Genomic DNA, 17,881 nt, shown 5'->3' on the forward strand with positions numbered 1-17,881 from the left:
GCGGCGCTCGTAAGAAGGCACACCTGTGATACCGGAGAAAGAAATGACCGATCAGGAGACTCTCAGCCAGGCAGAAGCCATCTGCCGAACGCTCAGGGAAGACGATGATGGGGTCAGACGAGAAGTGCTGGCTCACGCAGGAAGCCGCTGGTCGTTGGGCATCCTGCATGCCCTTGGGGTGTACGGCACCATGCGTCATGCCGAAATAAAAAGGCAGATGACAGGCGTGACCCAGCGGATGCTGACGAAAACGCTACGCTCGCTGGAGCGGGACGGCTTGGTGGCTCGGCGAACATTCGGTGAAATTCCGCCACGCGTCGAGTACGAACTGACGCCGCTGGGCAGGGAACTGTTGATCCGTATGTCGCCTATCTGGACGTGGGTCGTCGAGAACGTGGAGGACTTCCGCAAAGCGCGCGGCATATTCGACAGCCAGGATGACAAGCAACCTGCATGGCAGATACCCACATCGCCTGCATTGGGTTCACAAGTGCCTGACTAGGCGTCGTTTTACAAGAAGTGTGTTTAGGCCGTATCGGGCCCATCTCACTCGCGTGCTGCGTCGGTGACCATCATCACCTCGTTTTGCCAGTTGATCACATGGTGCGGCAGCAATGCCGGTGGGGTTGAGCGCAGTGTTTCGGTTGCCGTTGTTGAATTTGATGGCTGACATTGCCAAACGCCGAAACGCAAAAGCCCCACATTGCGGGGCTTTCGTTTGAATCTTGGCGGGAAACCAGGGGTTGGAACCTTGGGGACGTTGTTAGCGTTCGAAAGTTTCAGATGAGTTTAGAGAGTGAGGGGCGACTCAAACCGGACAAAAACTTCGGACACTTTCTTACAAGCGAAACTGACCTACTTCCTGTTTAAGTCCTATCGCCAACTGGTTCAAATCATTACTGGCGCGCAGAAGATCTTGCACAGAAAGATTGTTTTGCTCAGCCATCTGTGCCGAGCGCTCGACGTTACGAGCGACGTCCTGACTGGCAGCTGTTTGCTCACGTAAGGCCAGCGAAATCTGTTCGACTACCACGAGTACCTGACCAGAGCTTTCGCTAATTTCGGTAATAGCCATACCAGCCGACTCAGCCATTTCTACTCCCTGGCTAACTTCCAACACACCGCTGCGCATACTCTCCACAGTCTCACGGACTCCGAGTTGGATCTTTTCGATCATGCTGGCAATTTCTTTGGTGGATTTACCAGTGTTTTGCGCCAGCAAACGCACCTCATCGGCCACGACTGCAAAGCCGCGGCCTTGCTCACCAGCCCGAGCAGCCTCAATGGCAGCGTTGAGGGCGAGGAGATTAGTTTGATCCGCAATGCCTTGAATGACACTGATAATTGTAGATATCTGCTCAGAATGTTGGCCCAACTCTGACACTTTGGTCGAGGCATGCTGCACGGTTTTCGCGATACCGTTCATGCTGGTTAGGGTGTTCTGGATAACGGTGGATCCATCTGTTGATTGCTGACCAGAGCGATTAGCGAGGCCACCGGCCTCGTTTGCGTTGTTGGAGACATGGTTGATACTTACCGTAAGCTCTTCAACAGTGGCCGCCATCGCGGATGCAGCACTTGATTGTTCGCTTACCGCGCTGGAAAGCTGCTCCGAAGCCCCTGAGATCTTCTGAACGGATTCAATCAATTGACTGGCGGCTTTATTGATCTGCTGGATCATTTCCCGCAAGCGCGTTTGCATGCGATCAAACGCCTTGGGCAGCTCATCGCTGCTGCTAGTATCAATCACGGCGTCCAATCTACCTTCAGCAACCGCTGTCGCCGCGTCTATAGCTACTTGCAGGCGGGCACGCGTGGTGCGGCCTAAAGCATAGGCGAGGATGACCGCCAGAAAGGCAGCAATCAAACCACCGGCCACCAGAATAGTAATCGCGCGATCTTTGGCGTTGTTCATCTCCTGAGTGCGGCTTGCCAGCAGAACGTCTTCCGCCTGCGAAAGTTCTGCAATAATGCCGCGCATGTCATCCATTTTGGCTTTGTCTGCGCCCCTGCTTATGCGCTGATTCAGCGAATCCCCGGAGGTGCCGTTCTGTGTTATTTCACGCCGTTGAGCGATGATCGAATGGACGTCTTCGTCCAGCCAACGCTTTTGTAGCTGCTCCAATGAAGCAAGCCGTTTCTGCTGCTGCGCGTTATCAATCGTCAGTTCTTTGAGCGTCGCAAGACTGCTTGAGAACTCACTTTCACCGACAATCTGGGGTTCGAGAAAGCTGTCCTTGCCGCTGATGACGAAGCCGCGCATGCCGGTCTCAATATTGATCAACTGTTCTAGGGCGACCTGGGACTGACTTAACACGCGATAACTGTGGACGTTGCTATTAATCGCACTGTCTACCTGTCCAAAACCACGGTATGCGCTGATGACAAGGATGCCCAGCAGAACTACGATGGTGGCAAAGCTAAGGTACAGCTTTTGGGAAATACTGAGTTTGCTGTACATATGTATGCACTCGAATGGTGGAGCATCCTTCGCTCGGACGTTTAGTTTTTTAATGCAAAGATCGTATGAGCCGTATCGACTTCATTTTTTTATCGGCAACTACTGCCGTAGCTTTAGCGGCACTCTCAACAGGCATCAATTTGCAAAAGTGCGCTTCAAGACAAAAGTCCGCGCATCATGTCTTGCGTTATTAAACCCGCTGCCATCTGTGCGCAAACAACTGATCGTTCTCACTCCTCCGGAGCATTGGCAGTCGCGTCAATGTGCTTGATATAGGATCACTTGCATTGAGCCGCACCGATTGGATCAAACACATGATCGCCGCCACGGTTTTTCGCCTCTAAAGCTCGTTGCCTCACGTCACACCAGGTCAAAAACCAGAGGACTGCATACAGTCATGGCTTTGCCCAGCATGAACCTTGGTGAAGGCACATACGACTGGCTTGTGCTTCCCAGCAGCGGGATCAGCCCGCGGCGCCGGATGATAGGCGCAATGTCGCAGTTGGCTGAGTACATGGACTCAAGAAGGAGTTACAGCCGGACGCCAGAAGTAGCAAGACGATCGCGCAGAAAGCGTGGTTGTGCTGGGTATCGGATAATTCGCTGGCGCGTTGTTGATCCTGATCGCAGCTAGGTCACCCTTGCGCAAACGGCAATTTGTAAAGATTTGCGGAACTGCCTGAATCATGCGCAAACGATCAGGCGATAGACGACTGCTGCACCAAACCCCAAAAACGCAAAAGCCCCGCAATCGCGGGGCTTTCGTTTGAATCTTGGCGGGAAACCAGGGATTCGAACCCTGGGAACGCTATTAACGTTCGCCGGTTTTCAAGACCGGTGCATTCAACCACTCTGCCAATTTCCCTTGTGCGTCACAGGATTATAGTAAGCCATCCTGTCTCAGCGGGCGCCATAATACCCGAATGAAACACACTGTCAAACTCTCGCCATAGCTTGTTACAGAGCGTCTGTTATGATCTTTGCGACTGAACGTTTCAAAACCGAAGGAGTGTCGCCATGCGCGAACAGAATTACGCAGTGAATGGCAACGCGCAGGCTGAGCAGCTTGAAGTCAGCCGCGTGTTGCGCAACACCTATGGCTTGCTCGCCCTTACCCTCGCATTCAGCGGCGTGATGGCGTTTGTGGCGCAGCAGATGCACGTTGGCTACCCGAATATCTTTGTCGTGCTGATCGGCTTCTATGGTCTGTTCTTCCTGACCAACAAGCTGCGTGACTCGGCCTGGGGTCTGGTCTCGGCGTTTGCCTTGACCGGTTTCATGGGTTTTATCCTCGGCCCGATCCTCAACCGTTACCTCGGCATGGCTGGCGGTGCGGAAGTGGTCAGCTCGGCGTTTGCCATGACGGCGCTGGTGTTTGGTGGTCTGTCGGCCTACGTGCTGATCACTCGTAAGGACATGAGCTTCCTGGGTGGTTTCATCACCGCCGGTTTCTTCGTGTTGCTGGCGGCGGTAGTGGCGGGCATGTTCTTCCAGATCAGCGGTCTGCAACTGGCGATCAGCGCGGGTTTTGTGCTGTTCTCCTCCGTGTGCATCCTGTTCCAGACCAGTGCGATCATCCACGGCGGTGAGCGCAACTACATCATGGCCACCGTGAGCCTGTATGTATCGATCTACAACCTGTTTGTCAGCCTGTTACAGATCTTCGGCATCATGAGCCGTGACGACTGATTGTTAGCCGCATAAAAATGCCCCGTATCGAAAGATGCGGGGCATTTTTGTTTTCAGGGCATCAGTACTTGTTAGGTTCCATTTCCAGCTCGACCTTGAAACGCTCGGCGATGTCCCTTTGGATACGCTCGGCCAGGTTGGCGATGTCGTGCCCGCTGGCGCCGCCATAGTTGACCAACACCAGCGCTTGCAGCTTGTGCACGCCCGCATCGCCTTCGCGAAAGCCTTTCCAGCCGGCCTTGTCGATCAGCCAGCCGGCGGCGAGCTTCATTTGCCCATCCGCCTGAGGATAAGCGACCAGGTCCGGATACAGCGTCTGCAGCTCTTGAGCCAAGTCTTTGCTCACCAGCGGGTTTTTGAAGAAGCTGCCGGCATTGCCCAACACTGCGGGGTCCGGCAGTTTTTCGCGGCGGATGCTGCAGATGGCGCGGCTGACATCGCTCGGCGTCGCCTCGGTGATGCCCTGTCCGGCCAGGCGCTGTTGCACGGGGCCGTAGTCGAGCTTGAGGTGACTGGCGCGGCTCAGGGCAAAGCGCACGCGCAGGATCAGCCAACGCCCGGTTTCGTGCTTGAACAGGCTGTCACGGTAGGCAAAGTTGCACTCTTGCAGGCTGAAGTCCCGCAGCTCACCGGTTTGGCGGTCCAGCGCAGTAAGGCCGGCGAATACGTCCTTGATCTCCACACCGTAGGCGCCGATGTTCTGCATGGGGGCCGCGCCAACGGTGCCCGGGATCAGGCTGAGGTTTTCCAGACCGCAGAAACCCTGCTCCAGGGTCCACAGTACAAACGGGTGCCACGCCTCGCCCGCTTCGGCTTCGACTACCACGTGCTCGCCGTCATCGTGCAGCACGCGAATGCCGGTGCTGGCCATACGTAGCACCAGAGCAGAAATGTCCTGGGTCAGCAGCAGGTTGCTGCCGCCGCCGATCACCAGCAACGGCAACCCCTGCGCCGACGCATAAGCCAGGGCTTCACGTACATCGGCGTCGGTGTGGGCCTCGGCGAACAGCTGCGCACGCACATCCAGGCCAAAGCTGTTGAATGGTTTGAGCGATACCTGCGCAAGCACTTGCAAGGTCATAACCGCCCCTTCAATTCGATTACCAATAAATCACAGGCGCGCTCGATCAGATCCAGGACCCGCTCGAAGCCTTGCTCACCTTCGTAATAAGGATCTGGCACTTCAACCACTTCCGAGGCATAACGACGCAGGAACAAGTCCAGCTCGGCCTTGCCCTGCCCAGGGTGCAGTGCCTTGAGGTTACGCAGGTTGCTGGCGTCCATGGCCAGGATCAGGTCATAGCGCGCAAAGTCGGCGCGGGTCACCTGCTGTGCGCGCTGAGCCGACAAGTCGTAACCGCGCACCAGCGCCGCACGTTGGCTGCGCTGGTCTGGCGGATTGCCGATGTGCCATTCGCCGGTGCCCGCGGAGGCAACTTCGACCTGGCCGGCCAGTCCCGCTTCGCGCAATTTATGGCGCAACACACCTTCGGCAGTGGGCGAGCGGCAGATATTGCCCAGGCAAACGAACAAAACCTCCATCAGGCCCCCAGCAGGCGACGCACGCGCTCAAGGTCTTCAGGGGTGTCAACGCCGGCAGGCGGCGCTTCCAGTGCATCGCCCACGTGGATACGCACGCCGTGCCAAAGCGCACGCAGTTGTTCCAGGGATTCGGTGTTTTCCAGCCAGCATGGGCCCCAGCTGACGAAGTCATGCAGGAATCCGGCGCGATAAGCGTAGATACCGATGTGACGGCGATAGGGCACGCCTTCGGGCAACAGGTCAGGGCGCTTGGCAAAGGCGTCACGCGCCCATGGCAAGGTCGAGCGACTGAAGGTCAGGGCCAGGCCGTTCATATCGCTGACCACCTTCACGACGTTCGGGTTGAACAGGGTTTCGATGTCTTCGATCGGTTCGGCGAGGGTCGCCATGCGCGCTTCGCCGTGGGCGGCCAGGTTGGCGGCCACCTGGTCGATCACACTCGGCGGAATCAGCGGCTCGTCGCCTTGCACGTTGACTACAATGGCGTCCGGCGCCAGGCCCAACTGCGCGGCCACTTCGGCCAGACGGTCGGTGCCAGAGTTGTGGTCTTCGCGGGTCAGCACCGCTTCGGCGCCGAAGCCTTTGCAGGCCTCGATGATGCGCGGGTCATCGGTGGCGACCACCACACGTGCGGCGCTGCTTTTGCAGGCCTGCTCCCACACCAGTTGGATCATCGGCTTGCTGCCGATCAATTGCAGCGGCTTGCCCGGCAGGCGGGTCGATGCGTAGCGCGAGGGAATGACAACGGTAAAGGCGGTGGTCATTTATCCAGGCGCTCATCGGTGGTCAGGGTGCGGGCTTCGCTTTCCAGCATCACCGGAATGCCATCACGGATCGGGTAAGCCAGGCCTGCGCCCTTGCTGATCAGCTCGGTTTTATCGGCGCTGAGCTTGAGCGGGCCTTTGCAGATCGGGCAAGCGAGGATGTCGAGCAGTTTGGTGTCCATGAGTGTTTCCTGGAAAGAAGCGTTTAAGGCAAGAGTCGGGCGGGCAGCAGGCGCATCAGTTGCGTGTCGAACCAGGCGACGAACGCCGGCGACGGCACTGCATCTACCGCAAGGTACCACCAGTGCGGCTGGGCAAAGGCGCGGCACTTCACCGCGTCCTTTTCGGTCATGACCAACGGTAACGACGGGCTGAAATTCAAGACCTCGGCGCTGTAAGGCGCATGGTCGGCAAAAGCATGGTGGATCGGCCGCCAGTGTAGCGTTTCAAGGGTATTGAAGAAACGTTGCGGGTTACCGATGCCCGCGACCGCGTGCACCTGCTGGCCGACGGGGAAGTGATCCACGGGCTGACGCGCGCCGGTCTGCAGGTTGACCAGCGCCGTTGGCATGAGGCGAAAGGCAAAGCCATCTTCGCGGTCGCCGGCAGCGCCGTTATAGAGCAGCGCATCGACACTGTGCAAACGCTCTACCGGCTCACGCAATGGCCCGGCCGGCAGGCAACGACGGTTGCCCAGACCACGGGCGGCGTCGATCAGCACCAGTTCAAGGTCGCGGGCCAGGCGGTAGTGTTGCAGGCCGTCGTCGGAGAGGATCAGGTCCAGGCTGTCGGTTGCCAGCAGCGCCTTGACCGCACGGCTGCGGTCCGGATCGATCATCAAGGGCACGCCGCAGCGCTGCACGATCAGCAAAGGTTCATCCCCGGCCACTTCGGCGCTGTGGCTGGCTTCGACTCGCCACGGGAACGCTGGCGGCTTGGCGCCATAGCCACGGCTGACCACGCCCACCTTCAAGCCGCTGCGTCGGCAGTGGTCGATCAACCACAGGATCAACGGTGTCTTGCCGGTGCCGCCCACGGTGATGTTACCGACCACCACCACCGGCACCGGCGCTTGATAACTATCGCCCTCGCCCGCCACGAAGCGTGCACGTTTGCGCAGCACCACACTGCGATACAGTGCCTCCAGCGGCCGTAACAGGATGAGCGCAGGATGGCCTTCATACCAGGCTTTGAGCAGACGATCAGACATGGCCATCAGGGTTGGCCCGCCGCCTCGACGGTGCTCATGCGCAGATGGCTGAAACCGAGCTTGCCGGCCGCATCCATCGCGGTGATCACGGCCTGGTGCTGGGTTTTGCCATCGGCACTGATGGACAGCGGCATCTTGGTATCGCCCCCGGACGCTTTCTCCAGCGCGGCCATCAGGCTGGCGAGGTCATTTTTCTCCAGCAACTGGTTATTCACCGAAAACATCCCGTCGGCGCTGATGGCGATGTCCAGTTGCTTGACTTCCTGGTCTTCGGCCGGCGAACCGCTCACGGCTTCCGGCAAATCGACGCGCAACTCGGTCTGGCGGGTGAAGGTGGTGGTGACGACAAAAAACAGCAGCAGGATAAACACCACGTCAATCAGCGACGCAAGGTTGATATCGACATTTTCCCGTTGCTTGCGGCGAAATTTCACGCTTTGTCCCCAACCAGGTCCACATCACGGTCGCCCTGCACCACTTCCACCAACTTGATGGCTTCCTGTTCCATGCCGACCACCAGTTCATCGATGCGCCGTTGCAGGAAACGGTGGAAGAACACCGATGGAATACCCACCATCAGGCCGGCTGCGGTGGTGATCAACGCCTTGGAGATACCACCGGCCAGCACTGCGGCGTTGGTGCTCATGCCCGCCCCCATGAACGAGCTGAAAATATCGATCATGCCCAGCACCGTCCCCAGCAACCCCAGCAGCGGGGCCATGGCGGCAATGGTGCCGAGGGCATTGATGTAGCGCTCCAGCTCATGGATAACCCGGGCGGCGGCTTCCTCGATGCACTCTTTCATGATCTCGCGACCATGCTTGGAGTTGGCCAGACCAGCGGCGAGGATTTCACCCAGCGGTGAGTCGGCGCGCAGGGCCTTGAGTTTTTCCTTGTCCAGCTGTTTGTTCTTGATCCAGCCCCAGACCTGCCCCAGCAGATGCTCGGGGGTCACGCGACTGGCGCGCAGGGTCCACAGGCGTTCGGCAACGATGCCGAGTGCGGCGATGGAACTCAAGATGATCGGCAACATCATCCAGCCGCCGGATTTGACCAATTCCCACACAGTGAATGTCCCCTCGAAAAAGTGCGCCACTTTACCATATAGGTTCGGCAGCAGGGTTCGTGGCCTTGGAGTCGCCCGTGGCAGGCTCCGCTGCGCGTTAACGCGGGATCAGGGTAACGCTTCGCGCCAGAAACGGCGTTGACTGCGCGCAACATCCGGCGGTGCGAAGGCGCCCAATTGCAGGCGTACGGCCCCCTGCTCGGCAGTGTCGTAGACACGGCTGCCCAATGCCTCATAACGCTGCATGACCTGCGCGTGCGGATGGCCGAAGGCATTGCTGCGCCCGCGGGAAATCAGCACGGATGTCGGCGCCAGCCGTTGCAGGAAAGGCCGCGACGACGAACTGCGGCTGCCATGGTGAGGGGCCTGCAACCAATCGGTGCGTACCGCCAGGGATGAGGCGAGAAACGCCCGTTCAGCGTCGCGATCAATATCCCCTGTGAGCAGCAACCGCTCGCCATTGGCCTGCACCTGAAGCACACAGGACTTGGGGTTACCCGCGATGGCGTCGGGCCACTGCCACAGTTCGAATGACACACCGTCCCACGTCCAGCGCTCACCGCTGACACAGGGTTGTGTGTGCAGAAACGCGGGCAAGCCTTCGGTTTCGCCACCCACGACGCGCTTGACCGGCAACCCCCGGGCAACGGCCGCCGCGCCGCCCGCATGGTCGGCGTCGGCGTGGCTGAGCACCATCAGGTCCAGCGCCTCCACACCCAATTTTTTCAATGCCGGCAGCACCACGCGCGCGCCCAGGTCGAAGGCTCCCGAGCGCAGCCCCGCGTCGTAAAGCAGGGTGTGATGGCGGGTGCGCAGGATCACCGCCTGCCCCTGCCCCACGTCCAGTTGCACCACCTCTGCCCGCCCATGGGGTACCAGTTCACGCGGTGGAAAGACCGCCAACAGCAACATCGGCCAGCCCAGCAATCGCAACGGCACACCGCTGGGCAGCAGCAATAACAACGCGCCCGCCAGGCTCACCCACCAGTACACCAAAGGCACCTCCGCCGGGATCCACGCAGGCACTTGCCCGGCAAGCCAGGCGAGCCCTCGGAACAACCCATCCAGCGCCCCACCCGCCAGCCATAATAGGTTTTCCCCCACACACGGCAGCCGCAACAGCACAGTCCCCAGCAGTGCCAGCGGCAACACCACCAGGCTGATCCACGGCACGGCGACCAGATTGGCCAGCGGCGCACTGACACTGATGGGTAAACCGAGCAGCAGCAACACCGGAAACAGCCCGATGGCGATCAACCACTGGGGGCGGGTCCAGGCCTGCCAGACACGCCACGGCCCCAGACGCCCGCCGAACGCAAAAATCAACACCGCGACGGCCGAGAAGGACAGCCAGAATCCAGGTTGCAGACTGGCCAATGGCTCCAGGACCAACACTCCGTCCAGCGCCAGCAGCAACGGCCACCAGAACCCCAGATGGCGAAAGCGCAATCGCCATAAAAGCACCAACCCCACCATGACGCAGGCCCGCTGCACCGGCACGCCGAACCCGGCCAGCAAGCCGTAGCCCAGCGCCGCGGCAAACGCCAAGCCACAGGCCCACGGCAGCCATGGCCAGGTGCGCGGCCAGCAACCATAACGTGCCAGCAGCGCCACCAGCCCATAAACCAACCCGGCGAGCAGGCCGATGTGTTGGCCGGAAATCACCAGCAGGTGCACCGTTCCGGTGTCCTGCAATACCTGCCAATCTTCGGCCGCCATCCCGGAGCCATCGCCCAGCACCAATGCGGCCAACCCGGCTTCTCGGCCCCAGGCATCCACGCTCAGCAGGCGTTGGCGGAGCGTATCGCGCCAGGCATGCCGCGCCGGCGACAACCGCTCACCATCCTTGACCGACCCCGTGGCGCCGACGCGCTGGGCCAGCAGCCAGGCCTCGTGATCAAAGCCGTGGAAATTCAGCAAGCCGGACGGCCGCTTGAGTGTCACCGCCAACCGCCAGCGCTCTCCGCTACGTACCGCTGGCCCGCCGTGCCAGGAGACCCGCATGCGCGTGGGCAATCGCGCGTTGCGCGACCGGCTGTCGGCCAGTTCAAAACGCACGCCGCTGGCGGTCTGCTGCGGCAAGCCGATCACACGTCCCTCCAGCCAGCGCGTCTGACCGTCGAGCGCCGGCCGCAGTCGGTCATCCAGCGCCCATTGCGCGCTGAGGCACGCCCAGCCCAGCCCCATCAGGAAAAACGCCACGGGATAGGTGCGAAACGGCAGCAACATGAGTGCCAACACCAACATGGCTATCAGCCACCCCGTAGCTGGCAGCGCGGGCAAAAAACGCAGGGCGAGCAGCCCCAGCGCCAATGCGAACATCCCTGTTTTCATGGATCATCCTTTTCAAGTGATCCACTCAGTCATAGCTGGGCAACCAGGGTGCCCTATGATGTTTTGTCACAAAGTCTGAATTTTCTGTTTATAGAATGCGCGCATACTTGCCCCTCGAACTGACCTGGACCCCTTATGCCTCGGCGCTTATTCAAACGGTACATGCCCGACCCCACCAGTATCAGGGAACACAAGTCATTACAGTTTCTTGGCACTTTGCTGCATGACCCGAACCTTTGGCACCTGAACCGACACTCGGTGGCGCGCGCCATGGCGGTGGGTCTGTTCGCAGCCTTTATACCGATCCCCTTGCAGATGCTGCTGGCCGCGGTACTGGCGATCACGGTGCGTGGCAATATGCCGATCGCCATCAGCCTGGTGTGGCTGACCAATCCAATCACCATGCCCGTGGTGTTTATCTGCACCTACATGACCGGCGCCTGGCTGATGAATGTACCGCCACGCAGCCTGCCTGATGACTTGACCTGGGAATGGATCAGCGGCCAGCTGAGCACGCTGTGGCAGCCCTTCCTGTTGGGCTCGGTGGTGCTGGGAATGGTGCTCGGTGCACTGGCCTATTGCCTGACCATGGGTTACTGGCGTTGGTGGGTCGCGCACCAGTGGAAGAAACGCAAACAGCGTCGCAATCAGGCCTAGCGCGCCGGCAAACGCAGGTGCACCCGCAGACCCTGGCCGGTATTTTCCGCCCACAGGCTGCCGTCCTGACGCTGCACGGCGTTGCGTGCAATGCTCAGGCCCAGCCCAAAGCCGCCATCGCCAGGCCGCGAGCCATCCAAGCGGGTAAATGGCGCAAAGATACGCTCCAGGTCCTCCTCGTCGATGCCCCCGCCCTGATCCTCCAGCCACATGTGCCAGAACTCACCATCGCGTCGCCCATCGAGGCACACCACTCCGTCCTGCGGAGAATGGCGGATCGCATTGCGCAGGATATTTTCCAGCGCCTGGGCCAGTGCATTCAGGTTACCCCGCACCCAACAATCAGCCGGCAACAGGCAAGGCAGGCGCGACGCCGGCCAGCCACTCTCAAAACAGGCGTTCTCGCGCAGCATGTCCCAGAGCGCTTGTACCTGAATATCCTCTTGGGCCAGGGGCGCCCGTTCGGTGTCCAGCCAAGCCAATTGCAGGCTGTCTTCCACCAGGCGTTGCATGGCGTCGATCTCTCGACCCAGCCGTTCACGCAGACGCGTCAAGTCCTGCTCACTGTCACAGGCCACGCGCAGACGGCTCAACGGCGTGCGCAATTCATGGGACATGTCTCGCAGCAACTGCTGCTGCAACACCACCGTGCCCTGCAGGCGCTCGGACATATGGTCAAACGCGCGCCCCAACTCACCCAATTCATCCTGGCGGCTGGTGGCGTCATGGGACAACCGCGTATTCAACTGATCGGCGCGCCAGGCATTGGCCTGCTCGCGCAACTGGTTGAGGGGCATGATCAACAACCGATACAGGCCAATGCACAACAATAAGGTAAACAGGCCGGGGATCACGCCGCGGGTCACTACCCGCCAGAACACTTGGTAGCGACCCGGCATAAAGCGCTGCGGCAACTCGATCACCAACGAACCGGCGCCCGGCTCGGCCGGAAAGGGGATCTTCAACCACGGCAAGCCCTTCACATGCCGACTGACGGGCCAATCCAGGCCACGCAAAAACGTCAGACGCTGGCTTTCGGTATCGGTCAGCGGGTAGCTGCTCAACGACTGCAAATCATTGCCGATCACACCAATCCACGTGCTTTCTTGTTTGCCCATTGCCTGCAACCACTCATCCACGCCTGCGGGGCCGTCGCGATTCCAGGCCTGTTCGGCGCCAACCGCGTAACCACTCAAGGTCATCCTGGCCTCGTCGGACAGGTACGCGTTCTTCTGTTCCATGTAGCGGCCCCACGACCAACTGAGCCAGATCATCAGCAAACAGAAGGCGATCAGCAGGCAGGCCAGCTTCCAGAATAACGAATGCCTGCCCGGCAACCGTTTCAGCAATGCCTCAAAGCCCATGGTCGTGACCGCTCAACACATAGCCCCTGCCCCACACCGTGCGCACTTCGCGCTCGCTGTAACCGATGGCCTTGAGCTTGCGGCGGATCTGGCTGATATGCATGTCGAGGCTGCGGTCGTGAGGTGCATAACCGCGTTGCAGCACGTGCTGATAAAGGAAGGCTTTGCTGAGCACCTCGTCACCATTGCGGTGCAGGGTTTCCAGCAGACGATATTCACTGCGCGTCAGGCCGGCCCAATGCTCCAGATAGAACACATCACACAATTCATCGTCGAAGCGCAGGCTACGCACATCGTCACGCACAGGCGCCAGGGCCTGCGACGGCCGCTGATCCAGCGCCACCCGGCGCAGGATGGCCTCGATACGCACGCGCAACTCGACCATGCTGAACGGTTTGGGCAGGTAGTCATCGGCCCCCAGGCGGAAGCCGCTGATGCGATCGGCTTCGGCGCCCAGGGCGGACATCAGGATCACCGGGATCGAATGACTGCGCCGCAAATGGGTGAGGACCGACAGCCCGTCCAGCCCCGGCAACAGGATATCCATCAACACCACATCAAAGGGTTGCTCACGGGCCAACTCCAGGCCTTGCTGGCCGTTCTGGCACCATGTGACCTGAAAGCCAGAGCGCCCCAAATGCTCATGCACATACGCACCGAGCACGGGATCATCTTCAATCGTCAGGATACTGGGTAGGCCAACTGCTGCGGGATTCATTAGCGTCTGCAAGTCATTCTCAATCACGCGATTATTCAAGATTACCCCGCCACAGGCAATCGCCACCGCGCAATGAATGGCCCGAAGATTGCGCCCTGTCATTAATTTGCAAGATTGCGGGCCGCGCAAATGGCTACACTGCGCAGGTGGCGCGGGCCGGACGCCGGCGCGGAAGATTGATATCAGTGTGGTAGCAGGAGAGTGGCGTGCTTAGAAGAATGGGGATAAAAGGCCGCGTACTGTTGCTGACGTTATTGCCGACCAGCCTGATGGCGCTGCTGTTGGGGGGCTATTTCACCTGGATGCAACTCTCGGAGCTGCAGACTCAGTTGCTGCAGCGCGGCGAAATGATCGCCGAGCAACTAGCGCCCCTGGTGGCCCCGGCCCTGAGCAGCAAGAATACCGAGCTGCTGGAACGTGTAGCCACGCAATCCCTGGAACAGCCCGACGTGCGCGCCGTATCGTTCCTCGGGCCGGACCGCGCGACCCTCGCTCATGCCGGGCCGACGATGCTCAACCAACCGCCGGTGGGCAACAGTTCACACTTGTTGCAGCGCACCGGCAACGACGCAACCCGTTACCTGCTGCCGGTGTTTGGTCGCCATCGCAACCTGGCGGGCGACTTTATTCCCGATGAAGCCGACCGGCTGCTGGGCTGGGTTGAAGTGGAGCTGTCCCACAACGGCATGTTGCTGCGTGGCTATCGCAGCCTGTTCGCGAGCCTGTTACTGATTGCCATCGGCCTGATTTTTACTGCGGCCCTGGCGTTGCGCATCAGCCGCACGATCAACTCGCCGATTGGCCAAATCAAGCAAGCCGTGGCGCAACTCAAGGACGGCAACCTGGAAACCCGCCTGCCACCGTTGGGCAGCCAGGAACTCGACCAACTCGCCTCAGGCATCAACCGCATGGCCGAAACCCTGCAAAACGCCAGGGAAGAATTGCAACACAGCATCGATCAGGCCACCGAAGACGTGCGCCAGAACCTGGAAACCATCGAGATCCAGAACATTGAACTGGACCTGGCACGCAAGGAGGCCCTGGAAGCGAGCCGCATCAAGTCGGAGTTCCTGGCCAACATGAGCCATGAAATCCGCACGCCGCTCAACGGTATCCTGGGCTTTACCCACCTGCTGCAAAAAAGCGAACTCACCCCGCGCCAGCTCGACTACCTGGGCACCATCGAAAAATCCGCCGACAACCTGCTGGGCATCATTAACGAGATCCTCGACTTCTCGAAGATCGAGGCCGGCAAGCTGGTACTCGACAGCATCCCCTTCAACCTGCGCGACTTGCTGCAAGACACGCTGACTATCCTCGCCCCTGCGGCCCACGCCAAACAGCTGGAACTGGTGAGCCTGGTCTACCGCGACACCCCGCTGGCCTTGGTGGGCGACCCGCTGCGACTCAAGCAGATCCTCACCAACCTGATCAGCAATGCGATCAAGTTCACCCGCGAAGGCACCATCGTGGCGCGCGCGATGATCGAAGACGAGCAGGAAGACAGCGTGCAGTTGCGCATCAGCGTGCAGGACACCGGCATCGGCCTGTCCAGCCAGGACGTGCGTGCGTTGTTCCAGGCGTTCAGCCAGGCGGATAACTCGCTGTCGCGCCAGCCCGGCGGCACCGGGCTGGGCCTGGTGATCTCCAAGCGCCTGATCGAGCAGATGGGCGGTGAAATCGGCGTCGACAGCACACCGGGCGAAGGCTCCGAGTTCTGGATCAGCCTGAACCTGCCCAAGACCCGCGATGATGTCGAAGACTTGCCCTGCGCGCCGTTGCTGGGCCATCGCGTCGCCGTGCTGGAAAACCATGAGCTGGCGCGCCAGGCCCTGCAACACCAACTGGAAGACTGTGGCCTTGAAGTCACGCCGTTCAACACGCTGGAGAGCCTGACCAACGGCATCACCAGCGCCCATCAGACCGAACAGGCGATCGACCTGGCGGTACTCGGCGTGACCGCCAACGACATACCGCCCGAGCGCCTCAACCAACATCTGTGGGATCTCGAACACCTGGGTTGCAAAGTGTTGGTACTGTGCCCGACCACCGAACAGATGCTGTTTAGCCAATCGGTACCCAACCCCAACAGCCAATTGCAGGCCAAGCCTGCGTGTACCCGCAAACTACGCCGTGCACTGGCCGACCTGATCAGCCCGCGCCCATCACGCAACGAGCCGGGCGAGCCGTTGTCCAGCCGTGCCCCCCGGGTGCTGTGTGTCGACGACAACCCGGCGAACCTGTTGCTGGTGCAGACTCTGCTGGAGGATATGGGCGCCAAAGTGCGTGCGGTAGAAAGCGGCTATGCGGCGGTCGACGCGGTAAAACAGGAGACCTACGATCTGGTGTTAATGGACGTGCAAATGCCCGGCATGGACGGTCGCCAGAGCACCGAGGCGATTCGTCAATGGGAAAGCCAGCGCCATGGCACGCCATTGCCGGTGGTGGCTCTGACGGCCCACGCCATGGCCAACGAGAAACGTGCCTTGCTGCAAAGCGGCATGGACGACTACCTGACCAAACCCATCAGTGAGCGGCAATTGGCCCAGGTGGTGTTGAAGTGGACCGGCCTGGCCCTGCGTAACCAGGCACCGGAGCGCGTCACTGAAGGCCTTGGTCCAGGCGTACAAGTGCCGGTGCTGGACCATGAAGAAGGTCTGCGCCTGGCCGCCGGCAAGGCTGATCTGGCCGCCGACATGCTCGCCATGTTGCTGGCCTCCCTGGAGGCCGACCGCCAGGCCATCAACGTTGCCCGCGATGCCAATGACAACATCGCCCTGATCGAGCGCGTGCACCGCCTGCATGGCGCCACGCGCTACTGTGGCGTGCCGCAATTGCGCGCAGCCTGCCAACGGGCGGAAACCCTGCTCAAGCAGGACGACGCCAAGGCGATGAACGCACTGGACGAACTGGAAATGGCCATCGCCCGGCTGGCCAGTGAAGCTCGGATCAGTGCCTGAGGCTTATGGAAACCGCGCCATAGGCGACTTCACCTAATCATTGCAGGGAGCTTTTAATGCGCGTCATTCTTTTCAGCAGCCAAGCCTACGACCGTGACAGCTTCCTCGGCGAACCCTTGCCGCCGGGTCTGGAGCTGCAATTCCAGCCAGCCCGGCTCAACCTCGACACGGTGGCCCTGGCCGAACACCACGAGGTGGTCTGCGCATTCATCAACGATGACCTCAGCGCAGCAGTGCTGGAGCACCTCGCCAATGGCGGCACGCGGCTGATCGCGCTGCGCTCGGCGGGCTACAACCACGTCGACCTGACCGCCGCCAAACGCCTGGGCCTGACCATCGTGCGGGTGCCCGCCTACTCACCCCATGCCGTGGCCGAACATGCGGTGGCGCTGATCCTGGCGCTCAACCGCCGCCTGCACCGCGCCTATAACCGCACCCGCGATGGCGACTTCAGCCTGCACGGCCTGACCGGTTTCGACTTGGTGGGCAAGACCGTCGGTGTGGTCGGCACCGGCCAGATCGGCGCAACGTTCGCCAGGATCATGGCCGGCTTCGGCTGCACACTGCTGGCGTACGACCCCTTTCCCAACCCGCAGGTCCAGGCCCTGGGGGCGCGGTACGTGAGCCTGCCCGAGTTGCTGGCGCACGCGCAGATCATCAGCCTGCACTGCCCGCTGACGGTCGACAGCAAGCACCTGATCAATGCCAGGTCCCTGGCGCAGATGCAGCCCGGTGCGATGCTGATCAACACCGGTCGCGGTGGCCTGGTGGACACCCCGGCGTTGATCGAAGCCCTCAAGGACGGCGGGCTCGGCTACCTGGGCCTGGACGTCTACGAGGAAGAAGCGCAGCTGTTCTTCGAGGACCGCTCCGACCTGCCCCTGCAAGACGACGTGCTCGCACGCCTGTTGACCTTCCCTAATGTGATCATCACCGCGCACCAGGCATTCCTGACCCGCGAGGCCCTGGCGGCGATTGCCGGTACCACCCTGGCCAACATCGCGGCCTGGGCCGATGGCCGTGCACAAAACCGCGTAGAGGGATGATCAGCGGTCATATACCAGGCTCATGATCAGCAGGCACCCGTGATAGGATGCCGCGCCTATTTGGAGGATC

General features: G+C 60.6%; 16 protein-coding genes and 1 tRNA gene. 5 read left to right on the forward strand and 12 right to left on the reverse strand.

Translation table 11 applies throughout. The annotated features are described in order from the left end of the window. Positions 1–43: 43 nt before the first annotated feature. Entirely contained in the window at positions 44–502 is a 459-nt protein-coding gene (locus PSH59_RS15250; RefSeq protein ID WP_305393081.1) for a helix-turn-helix domain-containing protein, read from the forward strand. A 336-nt stretch (positions 503–838) separates the two neighbouring features. On the opposite strand, the gene PSH59_RS15255 is transcribed toward PSH59_RS15250, so the two are convergent. Together PSH59_RS15255 and PSH59_RS15260 are read right to left on the reverse strand one after the other, a co-directional pair. After that, a complete protein-coding gene (locus PSH59_RS15255; RefSeq protein ID WP_305393082.1) occupies positions 839–2,461 on the reverse strand; it encodes a methyl-accepting chemotaxis protein in 1,623 nt (540 codons plus the stop codon). A gap of 774 nt (positions 2,462–3,235) precedes the next feature. After that, positions 3,236–3,326 (reverse strand) — tRNA-Ser (locus PSH59_RS15260). 152 nt (positions 3,327–3,478) lie between these two features. Here PSH59_RS15260 and PSH59_RS15265 point away from each other — a divergent pair. After that, positions 3,479–4,150, forward strand: a complete 672-nt coding sequence (locus tag PSH59_RS15265) for a Bax inhibitor-1/YccA family protein (protein ID WP_248079417.1) — start codon at positions 3,479–3,481, stop codon at positions 4,148–4,150. A 61-nt stretch (positions 4,151–4,211) separates the two neighbouring features. Here PSH59_RS15265 and murB read toward each other — a convergent pair whose 3' ends face one another. The 8 genes from murB to PSH59_RS15305 form a co-directional block, all read right to left on the reverse strand. Beyond that, positions 4,212–5,231, reverse strand: coding sequence for a UDP-N-acetylmuramate dehydrogenase (gene murB, locus PSH59_RS15270; RefSeq protein WP_248079419.1), 1,020 nt, complete (start codon positions 5,229–5,231; stop codon positions 4,212–4,214). After that, the gene (locus tag PSH59_RS15275) at positions 5,228–5,692 is read right to left on the reverse strand and encodes a low molecular weight protein-tyrosine-phosphatase (protein ID WP_305393083.1); all 465 of its coding nucleotides are present in this window, start codon (positions 5,690–5,692) and stop codon (positions 5,228–5,230) included. Before PSH59_RS15275 ends, murB begins: the two co-directional genes overlap by 4 nt. Next, the gene (kdsB, locus tag PSH59_RS15280; RefSeq protein ID WP_305393084.1) at positions 5,692–6,456 is read right to left on the reverse strand and encodes a 3-deoxy-manno-octulosonate cytidylyltransferase; all 765 of its coding nucleotides are present in this window, start codon (positions 6,454–6,456) and stop codon (positions 5,692–5,694) included. Before kdsB ends, PSH59_RS15275 begins: the two co-directional genes overlap by 1 nt. Then, a complete protein-coding gene (locus PSH59_RS15285; protein WP_003174668.1) occupies positions 6,453–6,638 on the reverse strand; it encodes a Trm112 family protein in 186 nt (61 codons plus the stop codon). The genes kdsB and PSH59_RS15285 overlap by 4 nt, the downstream gene beginning before the upstream one ends. Before the next feature lie 23 nt (positions 6,639–6,661). Beyond that, complete coding sequence (gene lpxK, locus PSH59_RS15290) at positions 6,662–7,672, reverse strand: tetraacyldisaccharide 4'-kinase (RefSeq protein WP_305393085.1); 1,011 nt, start codon at positions 7,670–7,672, stop codon at positions 6,662–6,664. Beyond that, entirely contained in the window at positions 7,672–8,100 is a 429-nt protein-coding gene (locus PSH59_RS15295; RefSeq protein WP_305393086.1) for a biopolymer transporter ExbD, read from the reverse strand. Before PSH59_RS15295 ends, lpxK begins: the two co-directional genes overlap by 1 nt. Further along, positions 8,097–8,732: a MotA/TolQ/ExbB proton channel family protein gene (locus tag PSH59_RS15300; RefSeq protein WP_248079429.1), complete on the reverse strand. Its 636-nt coding sequence runs from the start codon at positions 8,730–8,732 to the stop codon at positions 8,097–8,099. The genes PSH59_RS15295 and PSH59_RS15300 overlap by 4 nt, the downstream gene beginning before the upstream one ends. A 108-nt stretch (positions 8,733–8,840) precedes the next feature. Beyond that, positions 8,841–11,066, reverse strand: a complete 2,226-nt coding sequence (locus PSH59_RS15305; RefSeq protein ID WP_305393087.1) for a DNA internalization-related competence protein ComEC/Rec2 — start codon at positions 11,064–11,066, stop codon at positions 8,841–8,843. A gap of 135 nt (positions 11,067–11,201) precedes the next feature. Between PSH59_RS15305 and PSH59_RS15310 the strand changes: the two genes are divergently transcribed. Further along, positions 11,202–11,723 (forward strand): DUF2062 domain-containing protein, encoded by a 522-nt coding sequence (locus PSH59_RS15310; protein WP_305393088.1) that lies wholly within the window; start codon positions 11,202–11,204, stop codon positions 11,721–11,723. Here PSH59_RS15310 and PSH59_RS15315 read toward each other — a convergent pair. Further along, a complete protein-coding gene (locus PSH59_RS15315; RefSeq protein ID WP_305393089.1) occupies positions 11,720–13,087 on the reverse strand; it encodes a sensor histidine kinase in 1,368 nt (455 codons plus the stop codon). The genes PSH59_RS15310 and PSH59_RS15315 overlap by 4 nt on opposite strands. Further along, positions 13,077–13,805 carry a response regulator transcription factor gene (locus PSH59_RS15320; protein WP_305393090.1) on the reverse strand — a complete coding sequence of 243 codons (729 nt, stop codon included), beginning with the start codon at positions 13,803–13,805 and terminating at the stop codon, positions 13,077–13,079. Before PSH59_RS15320 ends, PSH59_RS15315 begins: the two co-directional genes overlap by 11 nt. 206 nt (positions 13,806–14,011) lie before the next feature. On the opposite strand from PSH59_RS15320, the gene PSH59_RS15325 reads away from it, so the two are divergent. Together PSH59_RS15325 and PSH59_RS15330 are read left to right on the forward strand one after the other, a co-directional pair. After that, positions 14,012–16,765: a response regulator gene (locus PSH59_RS15325; RefSeq protein ID WP_305393091.1), complete on the forward strand. Its 2,754-nt coding sequence runs from the start codon at positions 14,012–14,014 to the stop codon at positions 16,763–16,765. 56 nt (positions 16,766–16,821) lie between these two features. Further along, the gene (locus PSH59_RS15330; protein ID WP_305393092.1) at positions 16,822–17,811 is read left to right on the forward strand and encodes a 2-hydroxyacid dehydrogenase; all 990 of its coding nucleotides are present in this window, start codon (positions 16,822–16,824) and stop codon (positions 17,809–17,811) included. Positions 17,812–17,881 lie beyond the last annotated feature (70 nt).

Origin of the sequence: Pseudomonas sp. FP2309, from assembly GCF_030687575.1 — a bacterium.
Taxonomy (GTDB): domain Bacteria; phylum Pseudomonadota; class Gammaproteobacteria; order Pseudomonadales; family Pseudomonadaceae; genus Aquipseudomonas.